A 17,497-nucleotide genomic window follows, 5' to 3' on the forward strand; every position below is an offset into this window, starting at 1 on the left:
TTAGTCCGTTACGCCGGTATCCGGCCCGAATGTCTCGTAGCGCAGACGTTCGGCTGGAATGCCGGCTTTCGGGAGAGACTGCACCATCTCGCGCATGAAACCGGTTGGACCACACAGGTAGCAGGCTGCGTTTTCTGGAAGATGTGACGCAATCCAGTCCGCATCGGGCCGACCGTCTAAAGACGTCAGACGAGTATAAAGGCTGATGTTTTCTGAGGCGTTTGCAAGCTCGCGCAGTTTATTGGAAAAAGGAGCGGCTTCCGCAGAATGTGCGATCTGAATAACGCTAACCGGAACGGCGTCTGCTTTTTCTGCCAAGGATTCGATCATGCCGATCATGGGCGTGATCCCGATTCCAGCACAGATGAATGCAACGGGCGTTTCAATCTTCTCCGGGAGAACGAATTCACCTGACGGTGGTGACAGGCGAACCTCATGCCCCACACTGTCTGCGCTGTTGAGCCATGTTGAGACGATACCGTTTGGCACATGCCGGACACTGATGGTGTATCCGTCGTAACCTGGCTTTGACGTGATGCTGTAATTGCGACGTGTCTGGCCATGGCCTGGGATATTCAGATCCACGCCAAGATACTGGCCAGGAACAGCCTGAATGACACTCTGGCCATCCACCGGCTTGAGTTCGAGCGTTGTCACGTTCTCACATTCCCGATGGGCCTGAGCGATCGTGAAAGAACGCCAGCCTGTCCAACCCCCTTCAGCCTGAGCGCTCGTATCGTAAAGCTGGTGTTCGCGACCGATCAAAATATCGGCCAGGGCCCAGTATGCCCGGCCCCAGGCATCCAGGATTGCTGGTGTCGCGGCCTCACCCAGAACATGCTGGATCGCTCCAAGAAGCGCCGTTGCGACATGCGGATAATGTTCGGGCAGGATTTCCAGACTGACATGCTTCTGGGCAATGCGTTCTACCGCGCCACCCAGAACGCCAAGATTATCGATGTTCTTCGCATACGCCAGAACAGCCATGGCCAGAGCGCGAGGCTGCGTTCCCTTGGACTGATGGGTTGGGTCAAACATTTCAGCAATGGCAGGGTCGGCCAGCAGGCGATGATACATCTCGGTTGTGATGTCGAGGCCGTGCGCTTCCAGTGCAGGAATGGTCGCCTTGATGATGGCGATGACGTCTGGAGTAAGGCTGCGGTCTGAAGAGGACATGATAGGTCTTCTTAAAGGTGTATAACAAATACATCTTTAGGCGCGTGACTTCGCTTCGTCAATCTGCCAGAGGAATCGTATGCGCCTCACCCTTCACACTGACTATGCTCTGCGGACCCTGCTTTATCTGGGTGGACGACCCTCTGTGCGTGTCTCCATCCGTGACATTGCTGAGGCTTACGGAATTTCAGAGAATCATCTCGTGAAGGTCGTGCATCGTCTGGGACAGGGGCAATTCATCACAACCACAAGAGGGCGTGGCGGTGGTCTGACACTGGGGCGTCCGGCACAGGAAATCGGAATCGGAGAGGTTGTTCGCTTCACGGAAGACGACATGATGCTGGTGGATTGCGAGGGACGTGCTGCCGGAAGCCGGGCCTGCATCCTGTCTCCGTCTTGTCATTTGCGCGGCGTATTGGGTGAGGCGCTCGGTGCATTCCTGGCAGTTCTGGACCGTTATACGCTCGCAGATCTCTTGCGACCTGCTGATCTGGCGCGGTTGTTTCCAGAACTGACGCAGCCTTTGTCGGGTAATTCTGAAAAAGGCTGACTTCACTTCTCGTGCATCTGAATGGGCAGATGGCGTGCTCCTCATCCGTGCAATGTGATTGGAAGAGTTCGACATCCCGGGCGAAAGTTAGCCGTTACTTCTGGTCATCAGACTGAAGAAAAGGATGTGACGTTCATGCCTGATGCAACAATGGCTGAGCAGGTCTCGAAAAAGCCTGGTTTTATTGCCGCTCTCGATCAAAGTGGCGGATCAACCCCCAAAGCCCTTGCCCAATATGGCATCGAATCCGATGCCTATTCCAATGATGCAGACATGTTCCGGCTGATGCACGAAATGCGGGTCCGGATCATCACGTCTCCTGCGTTTCAGAGTCATGAAGTTCTGGCCGCAATCCTGTTTGAGAAAACCATGGATGGCACGGTCGGGGACGTCCCAGTTCCCACCTATCTCTGGAAAAACTGTGGCATTGTCCCGTTTCTCAAGATCGACAAAGGGCTGGAAGAAGAAAAGGATGGCGCTCAGTTGATGAAGCCCATTCCCGGTCTGGATACTCTTCTGGAGCGAGCTGCCAAACTAGGCGTGTACGGAACCAAGGAGCGGTCAGTAATCCGATTAGCCAATCCCGAGGCTATCAAGGCGATTGTCCAGCAGCAGTTCGATATTGCCGCTCAGGTTGCGTCTCACGGGCTGGTTCCCATCATGGAGCCTGAAGTTCTGGTCAAAAGCCTCGAGAAAGCAGACGCTGAGGCCATTCTTGCCGAGGAACTGGCCCTTGGTCTGGACGCGCTGCCCGGTGATTATCCGATCATGCTGAAGGTCACGATCCCTGAAAAGGCAGACCTGTATGCAGATCTTATGAAGCATCCCCGGATGCAGCGTGTTGTCGCTCTGTCAGGGGGCTATCCGCTGGATCAGGCCTGCCAGAAACTTAAGGCCAATCACGGCATGATCGCTAGTTTCTCCCGTGCGCTCGTGGATGATCTGCGCGTGTCCCAGTCCGATCAGGAGTTCAATGCGATCCTGAGCAAAGTGGTGGACCGGATTTACGACGCTTCGGTCAACAAGACCTGAAGCAGTCGAGAGGCCTGTCTTAGCACAGGCCTCTTTTCGTTTTCCGAAAAGACTGAAGGATAAAGGGATATGAACACGCCCACGCTCTGGCTCATCCGGCACGGTGAAACGGACTGGACCATCAGCGGCCAGCACACGGGCCGCACGGATATTCCTCTCACAGAAAATGGTCGAGAACAGGCACGCGCCCTGAAATCGCGTCTTGCAGATCAGACATTCGATCAGGTGCTCTGTAGTCCTCTTCAACGGGCCCATGAAACTTGCAAACTGGCCGGGTTTGGTTCTCAGGCCCAGATCGAGCCTGATCTCATGGAATGGGACTACGGCGTTTATGAAGGGCGAACCTCTGCTGATATTCTCAAGCACGAACCAGGCTGGTCTTTATGGACATCCGATGTCCAGAACGGAGAGACTGTGGAACAGGTCCGAATAAGAGTTGGTCGCCTGCTTGATCGCCTTCTTGCACAGCAGGGTACGATTGCCTTGTTTGCACATGGTCATATCTTGCGCAGCCTCATCAGTATATGGGTGAGCAATGACGTTCGTTTGGGCGAGAATATTCTTCTTGATACAGCATCTGTCTCTGTTCTGGGGTTCCAGCGTAACGCAAGGGTGTTGCGCAAACTGAACACCTGAAAGCGCCGTGGAAATTTTATGGCACCTCTGTGCGAATGGCATTTTGCGGCTTAGTGTCTGAACGCAGGATCGCCTCTTGGGTGGCATCGGACAGACTGGCAGTCTCCCCGTCATCAAGAGCAGTCAATGATGGTGGAGCCGGTAATGATTATTTCTTCCGCAACAGATTATAGAGAAGCAGCCCGCCGTCGCCTGCCTCCTTTTCTGTTCCAATACATTGATGGCGGTTCTTACGCTGAACAGACGATGCGTCGGAATGTCTCTGATCTGGCTGACATCGCCCTGCGCCAGCGCATTCTGAAAAACGTCTCTGCGCTTAACACAGGGACAGAACTGTTCGGGCGCAAACTCAATATTCCTGCGGCTCTGGCTCCCGTTGGTCTGACAGGAATGTATGCACGCCGGGGTGAGGTTCAGGCAGCTCGCGCAGCCGCCCGAAGAGGTATTCCATTTACATTATCGACCGTCTCGGTCTGTCCGATTGAAGAAGTTCAGGGACGCAGTCCTGTTCCCATCTGGTTCCAGCTCTACGTGCTGAAAGACCGGGGCTTCATGAAGAACGCGCTGGAACGCGCCAAGGCCGCTGGTATTACCACGCTGGTCTTTACGGTCGATATGCCGACGCCGGGCGCCCGTTACCGCGACGCGCACTCAGGAATGTCCGGCCCGAACGCCGCGATCCGGCGTTACCTGCAGGCCATGACGCATCCAATCTGGGCTTGGGATGTTGGCCTGCGAGGCAGACCGCATGATCTGGGTAATATTTCCCGCTACCGAGGCAATCCGACCAAGCTGGAAGATTATATTGGCTGGCTCGCCAATAATTTCGATCCGTCCATCAGTTGGAAAGATCTGGAATGGATCCGCGACTACTGGGATGGCCCTATGGTCATTAAGGGGATTCTCGACCCGGAAGATGCAAAGGATGCTGTGCGGTTCGGGGCTGATGGGATCGTTGTTTCCAACCATGGTGGCCGTCAGCTTGACGGTGTTCTGTCTAGTGCCCGTGCCCTTCCGCCTATTGCAGAGGCCGTCAGGGGAGAGTTGAAAATTCTGGCAGATTCCGGCGTCCGGTCCGGCCTTGATATCGCTCGAATGGTGGCAATGGGAGCAGATGCCGTGCTGCTGGGCCGTGCCTTTGTTTATGCCCTTGCTGCCGATGGACAGAAGGGGGTGGAGAATTTGCTCGATATTATGGAGAAAGAACTCCGTGTCGCCATGACCCTTACGGGTGCGAGCACTATTTCGGATTTGACGTCCGAAAGTCTGACGCGTTTGGCTCCAGAATTTGGCTGAATTTTTTCTGGTAGGCGCCGCATAACTTGCGGCGTTCTTAGTACGATGCAGTAATATGTATTGCTGTCTAATTAAAGAGCTAGATCGAAATAGATATCTATTTTTTCAAAAATTTATACTATTTGAAACCTATGCCCGGGAAAGACAATGCCCCAAACTGACCTTCTCGACACAGATGTTGCACTCGCAAGGATGGTTCTGACCGAGGTCGGGATTCTCGAAAAACAATTGATCCGCTGGATGGCGGAGATGGAAAAAATTGATGGGCAAATTTTCTGGAAACTCAATAATGCATGGGTCGAACGCCATAAATCAAAAATCGCATCGTATTACGGAATTATTAAGCAGCCACTTCTCGATAATATAACCATTCATCATGTTCCCCTAACAACGTGTATGACGGGAGAACTCCTGGGAATTGGAGGTCTTCCTCGTCCTCCAAACTGGTTCCGGCGATACGCGAAACAGGAAAGCAGCCATACGCTTGGAATAGAAACGTCACGGTTATTTCCCTCAAAGTATAGATTATCGGAAACTGCTCCGCTTCATGCGGCGAAGCGTGGAATGGCCAGTTATATGCGTTTGTTCAGGAGTTCGGGGCATAGCCTTCCTAATGAACGATGGTTCGATCAGGCTCTTCTTGATATTGAAGATATGAGTCGGGACTTTCCACATCTTCTGTGGGTTGCGCGTGAGGGGGTAATTCGAGAAGATCCGGCTTCGTCAGTCAATGATATGAATAGTCGGCTTGAGCTTTTTCAGGTTCCCGATTCACCAAAGCCTTCCGAGAAAACACTGGCACGGTTTTCTACTCGGTTGAGTGAACCAGGCGGACATCAAGATCTCGATTTTGCAAGATTTTTTCTACAGGAATATGGAAAGATTTTCGAAACCCATCGAGTACATTATAATTTACTTGGGGTACCGCCCCTTTATCGTGCCGCTATTTTCCCACGCTTTGTACAACTGATTAATCTGGTTTTTTCGAAAACCGGTTCAGTCATTAAGGCGGCTGAAGCACTCATCCAAAATCCCGATCTTTATACTTTTCGGCGTGGATGCCCGAACGATGCGGATGTCATGTCGTTTGGTAAATTCCATCGCTTGCGAACAAAATTTCCTATTAGGAAGCGCCCCCCGGCAAAGTCGTCATGCTGTGGGAGTTTTTCTGGCAAGCCGGATATTACAATATCCATCTTCCCTGGCTGTCTTTGTATGGTTGCTGCAGCGAAAGAGCCATCCGATGTCTCATGGTTATTGTCTCTGTGTACACAAGCTTTGAAAAAAGAGGATGTTGCGAAGTTTAATCGTCTTGTAGCAACCGTTGGAGAACTTGCCACGATTGATGCCATCCGCGGACTTGCACGACTTCGATCCAAAGTTCGGCATGCGACGATGTTAGGTCAGTTGAACGCGGCCCTTGCATATGCAGCGTCGGCATCCGGGTTGACGACAGTTGAAGCAGAGGAACTTGTTGCACTGCAATATGGGTTGAATGAATCTCATAGCCGCGTGGATGAGTTATCTGCTGGTGTCAAAGTGGTTTTGAACCTAACGGGTTCAGGTCAAGGGGTGGTCCACTACGAAGATGCAGAGAATAAACATTTAAGCAGGCTTCCCGTTATGGTGCGTAAAGCACCGGGAGTTGAAGCGATTCTTCGCGCGGCAAGAGCAGACGCAAAAATGCTGACAGCTGATATGTCCATTCATCGCCTGAGGTTGGAGCGGTCGTGGCTGACGGGGCAAACCTGGCTTTATTCCGTGTTTCAGGAGCGCTGGCTTTCTCATCCTGTTCTCGGGTGGCTTGCACGGCGCCAGATATGGCTTGTTGCTGAACCAGATGGGACGGTTTTCACCTGCCTGTTTGGGAACAATGGGGAAGTGTATGACGCCGACGGAAATAAGCATCTCCCCCTTAAAGCCGGAGTACTCCTAAGTCTGTGGCATCCTCTTCACGGTGAAGGAAAAGATGCTGACGGAAAATCCATTGTTGCACGTTGGAGAGCAACTCTGGAACGATTGAAAATCAGCCAGCCAATTCGGCAAGCCTGGCGGGAAACATACACACTTACTCAGGCAGAGCGTGAAAGCTCTCCGGCATCCTATCGCTATGCTGGACGAATTTTAAATCAGGCTCAGGTGGTTGAAATTGGGCGCAAAAGAGGATGGCGTATCCGCAACCTCTCTCCTCATATACCATCGTCCGAAAGTGCTCCCTGGACGTTCGGGCTCCCTGCGCATGGTATTTATGCTGAAATAAGAACCGGAGGTGTAGGGATAAACGATCTTGAACATGGTGCCGGGACTTTTACTCACGTCATCACTGACAGGGTCAGGTTTTGCGTCCTGAAAGATCAAGGAAATTGGCTCTATGACGGAGGCCGTAAACTGACTGAGATGAAAACGCCGCTTCGTCTTGGCGATATCTCTCAAGTCGTGTTTTCCGAGATTATGCGTGATGTTGATCTGATGGTCAGCACGGCTGTGAGCAATATTTCCTTTGACCCAGAAACGATCTCGTCCATTCCGGATCTTGGGGTATGGCGCCGCCAGTCGGGTCTGGCGAACATCTCCATATCAAATGAGTCACACTTCGGCGGTCTCGCTCAAAGTCGCCGTGAGGCAATTGTCTCTTTATTGCCGTCGTTTAAAGCTGGGGACGCGATTAGTGTTGACAGAAATTATGTATTTATAAACGGCGTTCGGCATAATTATAAAATTAATATCGGAACCGGTGATGTAATGGTTATTCCCTATAATCGTCATCTTGTCCTACGGTCCGATATTGGAAAATTTTCATATGATGAAAGTTCTGAATATATACCCCTGCATGATGACAATCATTTGGCTTTAATTCTTAATAGAATCACGATGCTTCTAAAAGATAATCGTATTCGTGATCAGGATATTCTGGACCAGTTGACGTCACTTTCGGATTAAATTTGACGCTGCGTTTAGTCTGAAACTGGTCCAGTATTATTTCAGCTCTGCAGAGTGACCGTTAGTTTTTTAATGGAAGACAACGATCACGAATGACCATAAAAATACCCCTCCGTTTCGGGAGGGGTATTCCGTATTCAGCGACCTTCGAAGAAGTCCCGAACCTTGGCGAAGAACCCACTGTTTTCAGGGCTTGCCTTGGTATGGTCATCACCAGCTTCCTTCTCGAATTCTTCAAGAAGTTCACGCTGGCGTTTGGTCAGGTGATGTGGCGTTTCCACCGAGACTTGAATGTACATGTCTCCACGTGCCGAAGAACGCAGCACAGAGAAGCCTTTGCCACGAAGGCGGAAGGTTTCGCCCGTCTGCGTTCCGGCCGGAATACGGACACGGCTGCGGCTGCCATCAATGACCGGGACTTCCACTTCTGTGCCCAGTGCTGCCTGCGTCATGCGTAGCGGAACGCGGCAATAGATATTGGCACCATCGCGTTGGAAGATTTCATGTGACAGAACTGCGACGTGCACATACAGGTCACCCGGCTGTACGCCGTCGCCTCCAGCCTCGCCGCGACCCGCCATGCGGATGCGGGTTCCGTCTTCAACGCCTGCCGGAATCTCGATCTTGAGTGTTTCGGTCTTGGCCTGTGTGCCAGAACCCTGACAGGATTTGCAGGGATTGCGAACTGTGCGGCCAGAGCCGTTACAGGTCGGGCAGGGGCGTTCAACAAGGAAGAAGCCCTGCTGGGCCCGGACCTTGCCTGCACCATGACAGGTTGCGCAGGTTGTGCTGCCACCGCTCGCATCTGCTGAGCCTGACCCATGGCAGGACTCACAGGCGACGCGCGTGCGGACTTCAACCTCTTTCGTTACACCTGAAAAGGCTTCGGTCAGGGTGATGTCGACTTCAACCTGAACGTCAGCGCCTGTGCGACGTCCACCGCCACGACGACCGCCCATCATGTCGCCGAACATCTGATCGAAGATGTCGCCCAGGCCGCCAGCACCAAAGCCACCGAAGCCGCCGCCACCCATTCCGCCCATACCGCCATCAAAAGCGGCATGACCGTACTGGTCATAGGCTGCGCGCTTCTGGTCGTCCTTCAGGACTTCGTAAGCTTCGTTGATTTCCTTGAACTTCAGTTCAGCGGTCTCATCGCCCGGGTTACGGTCCGGGTGGTAGCGCATGGCCTGCTTGCGGAAGGCTTTCTTCAGCTCTTCCCCAGACGCCGTGCGAGAAACTTCAAGACTTTCGTAGTAGTCGATCTTCGTGGCCATGATCGGTCCTTGTCTGAGGGCCGGAAACAAGAATGGCGCCCACCCCCTTGCGGGAACGGGCGCCCTTCGGAAAACAGGTCAGGCGGGGCGGGAAGCCCCACCTGGGGAAGTCACCCGATCAGTGCTTCTTGCTGTCGTCGACATCTTCAAAGTCGGCGTCAACAACGTTTTCGTCCTTGGCTTCTGCACCGGCAGCTTCACCACCCTGCTGGGCCTGCTCTGCCTGATACATGGCCTGACCAACCTTCATGGCCACCTGCGTCAGACGCTCGCTAGCGCTCTTCAGCGTCTCGGCGTTGTCTCCGCCCAGAGCTTCACGGGCTGCTGCGATTGCGGCCTCGGCTTCAGACTTGTCAGCCGCCGGAACCTTGTCGCCACCTTCCGTGAGAGACTTCTCGGTCTGGTGGATCATGCTCTCGGTGCTGTTGCGCAGCTCGACCAGTTCACGCTTGGCTTTGTCGGCAGAAGCGTTGGCTTCAGCTTCCTTGACCATACGATCGATGTCACCATCGGACAGACCGCCAGAAGCCTGGATCTTGATCTGCTGTTCCTTGTTCGTCGCCTTGTCCTTGGCGGACACGTTGACGATACCGTTGGCATCGATGTCGAACGTGACTTCAATCTGCGGAACGCCACGTGGTGCCGGAGCAATGCCCTGCAGGTCGAAGTTGCCAAGCAGCTTGTTATCGGCTGCCATTTCACGTTCGCCCTGATAGACCTTGATGGTCACGGCGTTCTGGTTGTCTTCAGCCGTGGAGAAGGTCTGGCTCTTCTTGGTCGGGATCGTCGTGTTGCGGTCGATCAGACGGGTGAACACGCCACCCAGCGTTTCGATACCCAGCGACAGCGGCGTCACGTCGAGAAGCAGAACGTCCTTCACGTCACCCTTCAGGACAGCGCCCTGAACGGCTGCACCGATAGCGACCACTTCGTCAGGGTTGACGTTGCGAGCCGGATCCTTGCCGAAGAATTCCTTAACCGTCTCAATGACCTTCGGCATACGGGTCATGCCGCCAACGAGAATGACTTCATCAATCTCGCTCGTGGACACGCCGGCATCCTTGATGGCCGAACGGCAAGGACCAAGCGTACGCTGGACCAGATCATCAACCAGGCTTTCCAGCTTGGCACGGGACAGCTTGACGACGAGGTGCTTTGGGCCGGATGCATCAGCCGTGATGAACGGCAGGTTGATCTCTGTTTCCTTGGAGGAAGACAGCTCGATCTTGGCCTTTTCAGCAGCTTCCTTCAGGCGCTGCAGGGCAAGCTTGTCACCGCGCAGGTCAATGCCCTGATCTTTCTTGAACTCATCAGCCAGGAAGTCGATGACGCGGTTATCGAAGTCTTCACCACCTAGGAACGTATCACCGTTCGTGGACTTCACTTCGATCACGCCGTCAGAGATCTCAAGGATGGAAACGTCGAACGTACCACCACCAAGGTCATACACAGCCACCGTGCCGGAATCGCGCTTGCCAAGGCCATAGGCCAGAGCGGCAGCGGTTGGCTCGTTGATGATACGCAGAACTTCGAGGCCAGCAATCTTGCCAGCATCACGTGTTGCCTGGCGCTGTGCATCGTTGAAGTAGGCTGGGACCGTAATGACAGCCTGTGTGACGGTCTCGCCGAGGTAAGCCTCAGCCGTTTCCTTCATCTTGCCGAGAACGAAAGCAGCGATCTGGGAAGGTGCGTAATCTTCGCCGCGGGCACGAACCCATGCGTCGCCGTTGTCACCCTTGACGATCTCATAAGGGACCATGCCCTTGTCCTTCGTCACGGTTGGGTCGTCGTAACGGCGACCGATCAGACGCTTGACGGCATAGAGGGTGTTGGTTGGGTTTGTAACAGCTTGACGCTTCGCGGCCTGTCCGACAAGACGCTCACCATTTTCGGTGAAAGCGACCATGGACGGCGTCGTGCGTGCGCCTTCGCTGTTTTCGATAACGCGGGTTTCGTCACCTTCACGCACTGCAACGCAGGAGTTGGTCGTGCCGAGGTCAATACCGATGACTTTGCTCATGTACTTTTTGTCCTTTCAGCGGTTTGCCTCGGCCCTAGTCAGGCACCGGAGCGAACCCTTATGACGTCAAATCCGAACCCTCACAGGTCCGTGTTTCCACGGTCAAATCTAGGCAGGGCAGCAAAGTGTTTCAAGGCCTTAAGAGCAACATCTTTTGTGAAAAATATGCGTTGAGCGCTTTCCCTTGTCGGATGTGGCTTCCGCTTGCGGCCGGAATGGTTCAGTTTGCTCGGAGACATGCACATTCATCTGACATCCCGAGCCATGATCCTGGCCGCACTGACCTGTCTTTCTGCCTGCGGACCGATCGGACCATCGCGGCTTCAGCGGGACGAGCTTGAATACTCGCGTGCGCTCGGGGAATCACAGAAGCACGAGATGCTTCTGAACATTGTTCGGCTTCGCTATGCTGATCCACCAACATTCCTTGATACGACGCAGGTTATTGCCGGCTACAGCGTCTCTAAAAGTGTGAGCGGTGGGTTCTACGCCTATCCTGCCACAGCGGTGGGTAATTACCTTTTTGGCACAGGCACAATGACGGCGGGCGAGAGCCCGACTTTCACCTATCAGCCTGTGACGGGCCAGCAATACGCGGAAAATATTGTCCGTCCGATTTCGCCGCTTGTAATCATGCCGCTCAGTTTGGGTGGTCTCCCGATTGATACGTTGCTACGGCTGACAGCGCAGTCGATTGATGGATTATCCAATGTCCGCGGAATTGGAGCCGGAGGAGGCTCTGTCCGTTTCTATCTGTTGTTGCATGATCTTCGGCAACTCCAGATTGCCGGGGCTATGACCATCCGCATCACGACGGACGCGCCACCACCTTCTTCCTCGGATGATTCGACAAAGAAAAACGGGTCCAAGCCGGACACTCCCAATGGGCAGGAGCACTCCTATCTGGTGCTGTCTTCAACGTCTGACAGCAATCTTCTGGCTATTCAGGCTGAAGTTCGAAGGCTTCTGCATCTCGATCCTCACGCGGAGGAAGCGGAGATCGTTTATGGACCATACCCGAAGCATCCAGGGCAGATCGCTATTCTGACGCGTTCCATGCTCGCGATGCTCACTCAGCTGGCTTACGAAGTTGAAGTTCCTGAAGAAGATATCAAGGTTGGTCGTACTCCACCAACAATTGGTCAGGTTGGTATTGAAAATCGCCCGGAAGTGGTCATTCACTCAAGTCATAAAGCGCCTGAACGGCGGTATGCAGCCGTTGAGTATAATAACATGTGGTTCTGGATTGATGAAAAGGACTTCCAGAGCAAGCTGGCTTTTACAATGGTGCAGGTTCTAAGCGCGTTGGCTGCAACAAATCATACCGGTGGTGCAGTAGTGACTATTCCAGCTGGATAGATGTACAAGTCATTCTATCTCTATAATGGTTCCAACACTTTTTTGTTACCAAAAACACGGCTTTGTTAGGATCATTCAAAAAGAAGTTTGGTGGACCTGAACTGATTATGGATTTACCGTCCCCAGTATTCAGTCTGGGAGGCATTCGGTTATGCCAAATATTCAAGGTAACAGGACTCTGACGGAGTGGCTGACGCTGCTTCTGGGGGTCGTCATTCTTCTCGTGGGTCTGTTCTTCCTCATTGCAGGCGCTGACCTCGCAATGCTGGGTGGTTCAACCTACTACGCCCTCTGTGGCATCATTCTGATTGCCAGCGGCGTTTTCATGCTTATGGGCCGCACGCTTGGCGCTTTCCTGTATCTGGGAGCGCTAGCTTACACATGGGTCTGGTCCCTGTGGGAAGTCGGGTTCAGCCCCGTTGACCTTCTGCCCCGCGCTTTCGGGCCGACCATCCTCGGTATTCTCGTCGCGCTAACCATTCCGGTCCTGCGTCGCATGGAAAGCCGTCGTACTCTCAGAGGAGCCGTCTGATGCGCCGGTCTCATCTTCTCGCAACAGCCGCAGGCCTCGCTCTCGCCTGTTCGCCCCTCGCTGCTCACGCTCAGTTCGCTCCCGCAGGGTCAGGAGGGGAGCCATCTTCGTCTGTTCCAGGGCCTGGTAATGCAAACGAGCCGACTGAAGCCTCTCCCAAGGAACAGGGCTACTTCTCTGGGCCGTCGCCCTATGCACCGCAGGCTCCGGGCGTAAATGCCGCTAACCTGCCGGACATTGAGTCGATTGATCCGTCTCAGATTCCGGCCATGGCTCCGCAGCAAAGTGCCAATCCGGCACGTGAAGACTGGGTGGCCTATGGGCGTGATGATAACCAGACGCGTTATTCCCCGCTTTCAGAAATCACACCTGAAAATGCAGGCAAGCTGAAGGTTGCCTTCACCTACCACACCGGAAGCTATCCGCGTCCTGGACAGGTGAATAAATGGGCTGCTGAAACCACACCAATCAAGGTTGGTGACGGCCTTTACATGTGTTCAGCCATGAATGACATCATGAAGCTTGATCCGGTCACGGGAAAGCAGATCTGGCGTCGGAACGTGGATGTCAAATACCACTCCATTCCCTATACGGCCGCCTGTAAGGGGGTGACGTACTTTACGTCTTCCGTCGTGCCAGAAGGGCAGCCCTGCCACAATCGCCTCATCGAAGGCACGCTGGATATGCGTCTGATTGCGGTGGATGCGGAAACCGGCGATTTCTGCCCCAACTTCGGGCATAACGGTCAGGTCAACCTGATGCAGGGTCTGGGCGAATCCGTACCGGGTTTCGTCTCCATGACGGCTCCTCCTCCGATCATCAACGGCGTTGCTGTTGTGAACCACGAAGTGCTGGATGGTCAGCGTCGCTGGGCGCCATCTGGCGTGATCCGTGGTTACGATGCTGAAAGCGGAAAATTCGTCTGGGCTTGGGACGTCAATAACCCGACCGACCATAGCCAGCCGACTGGTAACCGCCACTATAGCCGTGGAACGCCAAACTCCTGGGCTGCTCTCACAGGCGACAATGCCTTGGGTCTCGTTTACGTCCCAACTGGCAATTCCGCTGCTGACTATTATAGCGCCCTGCGGAGTGACAATGAGAACCGCGTTTCTTCCGCAGTCGTGGCGATCGACGTCAAAACGGGTGAAGAGAAGTGGGTCTTTCAGACGGCTCATAAGGACGTTTGGGACTACGATATTGGCTCTCAGGCAACCCTGATGGATATGCCGGGCCCGGATGGTCAGCAGGTTCCTGCTCTCATCATGCCGACGAAGCGTGGCCAGACCTTTGTTCTTGATCGCCGTACCGGCAAGCCGATCCTGCCCGTTGAAGAACGTCCGGCTCCGTCTCCCGGCGTTATTCCAGGTGACCCGCGCACGCCAACGCAGCCTTGGTCCGTTGGGATGCCAGCACTTCGCGTACCGGACCTGAAAGAGACGGACATGTGGGGTATGTCCCCCATCGACCAGCTCTACTGCCGCATCAAGTTCCGTCGTGCGAATTATGTGGGTGAGTTCACGCCGCCAAGCATCGACAAGCCATGGATCGAATATCCTGGTTACAACGGTGGCAGTGACTGGGGCTCCATGTCCTACGATCCGCAGTCGGGCATTCTGATCGCGAACTGGAACATCACCCCGATGTATGACCAGCTCGTGGACCGTAAGAAGGCTGATAAACTTGGCCTGATGCCGATCGACGACCCCAACTTCAAGCCGGGCGGCGGCGGTGCCGAAGGTAACGGTGCCATGGACGGAACGCCTTACGGTATCGTCGTGACGCCGTTCTGGGATCAGTACACGGGCATGATGTGCAACCGTCCGCCCTACGGCATGATCACAGCCATCGACATGAAGCACGGCCAGAAGGTGCTCTGGCAGCACCCGCTTGGTACGGCTCGTGCCAATGGTCCGTGGGGTCTGCCGACGGGTCTGCCATGGGAAATCGGTACACCGAACAATGGTGGTTCGGTCGTGACGGCTGGCGGCCTGGTGTTCATCGCTGCAGCAACGGATAATCAGATCCGTGCGATCGACGAACACACTGGCAAGGTCGTGTGGAGTGCCGTTCTGCCAGGTGGTGGTCAGGCCAACCCGATGACGTATGAAGCCAACGGGCATCAGTATGTTGCCATCATGGCTGGTGGACACCATTTCATGATGACACCGGTTTCTGACCAGCTTGTGGTTTACGCGCTGCCGGACGCCGTAAAGCAGTAATACGACCCTGTGGCAGATGTGTTGTGCACATCCGCCACACTCCATCGTCAGAAGGAGACTTTCGTGCTAGTCATGCAGGGAAGTCTCCTTTTGTCGTTTCTGGCTGTTTTCCCTGGGTGGCGGTCTGACATGAGGGCTTCGTCTGCGTCTCACGTTCAGAACGGTTTTCCGCCCCATCATGACGACCCGCTCTCCCGTTATTCTGCAAGTTTTGCCAGCGCTCACCACGGGTGGCTTGGAACGGGGGGCGATTGAAATTGCCGCAGCGATTACGCAGGCAGGCGGAAAAGCCATCGTTGCTTCAAAAACAGGCCCTCTCCTGGTGCAGCTTCGCCATGCAGGCGCCATGCATGTACCGCTGGATCTCAAATCGAAGTCGCCATTCGCGGTTCGCCGGCGAGCCCGTGATCTTCAGAAACTGATCCGGGAGCAGAAGGTCGATCTGGTGCATGCCCGGTCCCGTATTCCGGCATGGTCGGCATGGCTTGCCTGTCGTCGGGAGAAGATCCCTTTCGTGACAACATGGCATGGCGTTCACGAGGCTGGATGGTGGGGCAAAAAACTCTACAATTCAGTATTGGCACGCGGCACAAGAGTGATTGCAATCTCGCATTATATTGCGGGACGCCTGTCTGGGCAGTACGGCGTTGAAGCAGATCGTCTTCGGACCATTCCGCGCGGCGCTGATCCCCTTCTTTTTGATCCGGCTGTCATTTCAGGGGAGCGAATTCAGAAACTCGTTGAAGCCTGGGCCATCCCCTATGGCGCACATGTCATTCTGATGCCTGCCCGTCTAACGGCATGGAAGGGGCAGCGTGTTCTGGTCGAGGCACTGGCTCTTCTGAAACAGAAGGTGCCTGAACCCTGGATCTGTGTTCTGGCCGGACCGGAGACGGATCGAAAATTTGCACACTCGCTTGGAAACCGTGTGAAGGCACTGGGGCTGGAAGATCACGTCCGGTTTGTAGGAACCTGTCAGGACATGCCTGCAGCCTGTGCATTGGCAACGGTTGTGGTCGCGCCTTCCTTGCGGCCAGAACCCTTTGGGCGCACCTTGGTCGAAGCACAGATGATGGGAAAGCCTGTGATCGGAACGGCGCAGGGGGCTATGATGGAAACGGTTCTTCCCGGTCAGACCGGTCTTGTGGTACCGCCGAACACCCCTCAAGCTCTTGCAGAAGCACTCGCTGCCACGTTGTCGATGGACGATGAGACACGGGCTTACCTGGCAGAGAATGCCCGACAGCATGCTTTGCAGAATTATACGATCCAGCAGATGCAGTCTGCGACGCTCGGTGTATATGACGAGTTGCTTGGAACGCACCTTCGAGCGTCTTTCGATGGACAAACACATGACACCTGACAGCCCTGAAACCGACAAACAACCTGTTCACCTGACAGACAAAGCCAAGGCCGCCCGGGACGCCCGTGCGGAACGAGAGGCAAAAGCCCTGCGCGCCAACCTGCTGCGTCGCAAACAGCAACAGCGTCTCCGCCCGGAAACGCCACCGACGCCTTCAGAAAGCTGAAACCAGAGTGACACGCCGTTTGCCGACCCCAACCCCGCAGGAACTGGCTCTGACGGGTGTCACAGCCCTTTGGGGTGGAACGTTCCTTGTGCTTCATCTGGCGATGCAGCATAGCGGACCGCTGTTTTTTGTGGGGGTGCGCTTCCTGATGGCTGCTGCGATGGTGGCGTGTCTGGCAGGAAGGAAGATGGCTGGCCTGACCCGAAAGGAGGTCCGTTCGGGGCTTGTCATCGGGATCGCACTTTCAATCGGTTATGTGCTCCAAAGTGCTGGTCTTCAACATCTCAGCAGTAGCCGCTCAGCCTTTATTACGGCGTTGTATGTACCTTTGGTGCCACTCTTTCAGTGGGCGCTTCTGCGTAAACCGCCCCACATCATGAGCTGGCTGGGCATCATTCTGGCTTTCGGAGGGCTTGTCGCTTTGGCAGGTCCCGCAGCTCTAAGTCTGACTTTTACACATGGTGATCTCCTGACCGTACTGGCTGCCTGTGCCATCGCCCTGGAGATTGTCCTGATCAGTCTGTTTGCCCAAGGCGTGGACAGTCGGCGAATCACGGTCTGCCAGCTTGTGGGGGGAGGGCTGTTTGCTCTGCTGCTCATGCCGGTCATGGGAGAGCATGTTCCCGCTTTCTCGTGGATCTGGGTTGTGTGTGCCGCAGTTCTGGGGAGTCTGAGTGCTCTGGTGCAGCTTGTCATGAACTGGGCGCAGAAATCTGTTCCGGCTTCAAAAGCTGCAATCATCTATGCAGGTGAGCCTGTCTGGGGCGGCCTTGTTGGTTGGATTGCAGGGGATCATCTGCCCGGTACTACACTTCTGGGGGCGGCTCTCATCGTGTGTGGTGTTCTCGCCAGTGAAATGAGGCCGCGCTGGCTTGTCAGAAAGCAACAGCACCTCACGGAAAATGGCTGAACCGACACATTGCGTGAT

Annotated in this window: 14 protein-coding genes; 11 read left to right on the forward strand and 3 right to left on the reverse strand. The window is 54.6% G+C overall.

The features are described from left to right. Entirely contained in the window at positions 1-1,176 is a 1,176-nt protein-coding gene (gene hmpA, locus AC3B6F_RS07350; RefSeq protein ID WP_489823857.1) for an NO-inducible flavohemoprotein, read from the reverse strand. Positions 1,177-1,255: 79 nt separating this feature from the next. Here hmpA and AC3B6F_RS07355 point away from each other — a divergent pair, with 79 nt between their 5' ends. The 5 genes from AC3B6F_RS07355 to AC3B6F_RS07375 all read left to right on the forward strand — a co-directional run bounded on the left by AC3B6F_RS07355 (position 1,256) and on the right by AC3B6F_RS07375 (position 7,630). Next, positions 1,256-1,726: an Rrf2 family transcriptional regulator gene (locus AC3B6F_RS07355; RefSeq protein WP_489823858.1), complete on the forward strand. Its 471-nt coding sequence runs from the start codon at positions 1,256-1,258 to the stop codon at positions 1,724-1,726. Positions 1,727-1,861: 135 nt separating this feature from the next. Next, entirely contained in the window at positions 1,862-2,758 is an 897-nt protein-coding gene (locus AC3B6F_RS07360) for a fructose bisphosphate aldolase (RefSeq protein ID WP_489823859.1), read from the forward strand. 69 nt (positions 2,759-2,827) lie between these two features. Next, positions 2,828-3,394, forward strand: coding sequence for a histidine phosphatase family protein (locus AC3B6F_RS07365; protein WP_489823860.1), 567 nt, complete (start codon positions 2,828-2,830; stop codon positions 3,392-3,394). Between the two features lie 144 nt (positions 3,395-3,538). Then, positions 3,539-4,690 carry an FMN-dependent L-lactate dehydrogenase LldD gene (gene lldD, locus AC3B6F_RS07370; RefSeq protein ID WP_426066701.1) on the forward strand — a complete coding sequence of 384 codons (1,152 nt, stop codon included), beginning with the start codon at positions 3,539-3,541 and terminating at the stop codon, positions 4,688-4,690. Between the two features lie 147 nt (positions 4,691-4,837). Next, on the forward strand, positions 4,838-7,630 hold the full coding sequence (locus AC3B6F_RS07375) for a DUF4132 domain-containing protein (RefSeq protein ID WP_489823861.1): 2,793 nt from the start codon (positions 4,838-4,840) through the stop codon (positions 7,628-7,630). Positions 7,631-7,767: 137 nt separating this feature from the next. On the opposite strand, the gene dnaJ is transcribed toward AC3B6F_RS07375, so the two are convergent. Together dnaJ and dnaK are read right to left on the reverse strand one after the other, a co-directional pair. Further along, positions 7,768-8,907 (reverse strand): molecular chaperone DnaJ, encoded by a 1,140-nt coding sequence (dnaJ, locus tag AC3B6F_RS07380; RefSeq protein WP_023944081.1) that lies wholly within the window; start codon positions 8,905-8,907, stop codon positions 7,768-7,770. Between the two features lie 118 nt (positions 8,908-9,025). Beyond that, entirely contained in the window at positions 9,026-10,927 is a 1,902-nt protein-coding gene (dnaK, locus tag AC3B6F_RS07385; protein ID WP_489823862.1) for a molecular chaperone DnaK, read from the reverse strand. Between the two features lie 237 nt (positions 10,928-11,164). On the opposite strand from dnaK, the gene AC3B6F_RS07390 reads away from it, so the two are divergent. The 6 genes from AC3B6F_RS07390 to AC3B6F_RS07415 all read left to right on the forward strand — a co-directional run bounded on the left by AC3B6F_RS07390 (position 11,165) and on the right by AC3B6F_RS07415 (position 17,479). After that, entirely contained in the window at positions 11,165-12,286 is a 1,122-nt protein-coding gene (locus AC3B6F_RS07390; protein ID WP_175266178.1) for a hypothetical protein, read from the forward strand. Positions 12,287-12,437: 151 nt separating this feature from the next. Beyond that, positions 12,438-12,818 (forward strand): hypothetical protein, encoded by a 381-nt coding sequence (locus AC3B6F_RS07395; protein WP_010503424.1) that lies wholly within the window; start codon positions 12,438-12,440, stop codon positions 12,816-12,818. After that, positions 12,818-15,040 (forward strand): pyrroloquinoline quinone-dependent dehydrogenase, encoded by a 2,223-nt coding sequence (locus AC3B6F_RS07400; RefSeq protein WP_023944075.1) that lies wholly within the window; start codon positions 12,818-12,820, stop codon positions 15,038-15,040. The genes AC3B6F_RS07395 and AC3B6F_RS07400 overlap by 1 nt, the downstream gene beginning before the upstream one ends. 178 nt (positions 15,041-15,218) lie before the next feature. Further along, complete coding sequence (locus AC3B6F_RS07405) at positions 15,219-16,403, forward strand: glycosyltransferase family 4 protein (RefSeq protein ID WP_489823863.1); 1,185 nt, start codon at positions 15,219-15,221, stop codon at positions 16,401-16,403. Then, a complete protein-coding gene (locus AC3B6F_RS07410; protein WP_167347208.1) occupies positions 16,393-16,569 on the forward strand; it encodes a hypothetical protein in 177 nt (58 codons plus the stop codon). The genes AC3B6F_RS07405 and AC3B6F_RS07410 overlap by 11 nt, the downstream gene beginning before the upstream one ends. 7 nt (positions 16,570-16,576) lie before the next feature. Then, positions 16,577-17,479: a DMT family transporter gene (locus AC3B6F_RS07415; protein ID WP_489823864.1), complete on the forward strand. Its 903-nt coding sequence runs from the start codon at positions 16,577-16,579 to the stop codon at positions 17,477-17,479. Positions 17,480-17,497 lie beyond the last annotated feature (18 nt).

The sequence above is a fragment of the Gluconobacter sp. ESL1110 genome (assembly GCF_058107395.1).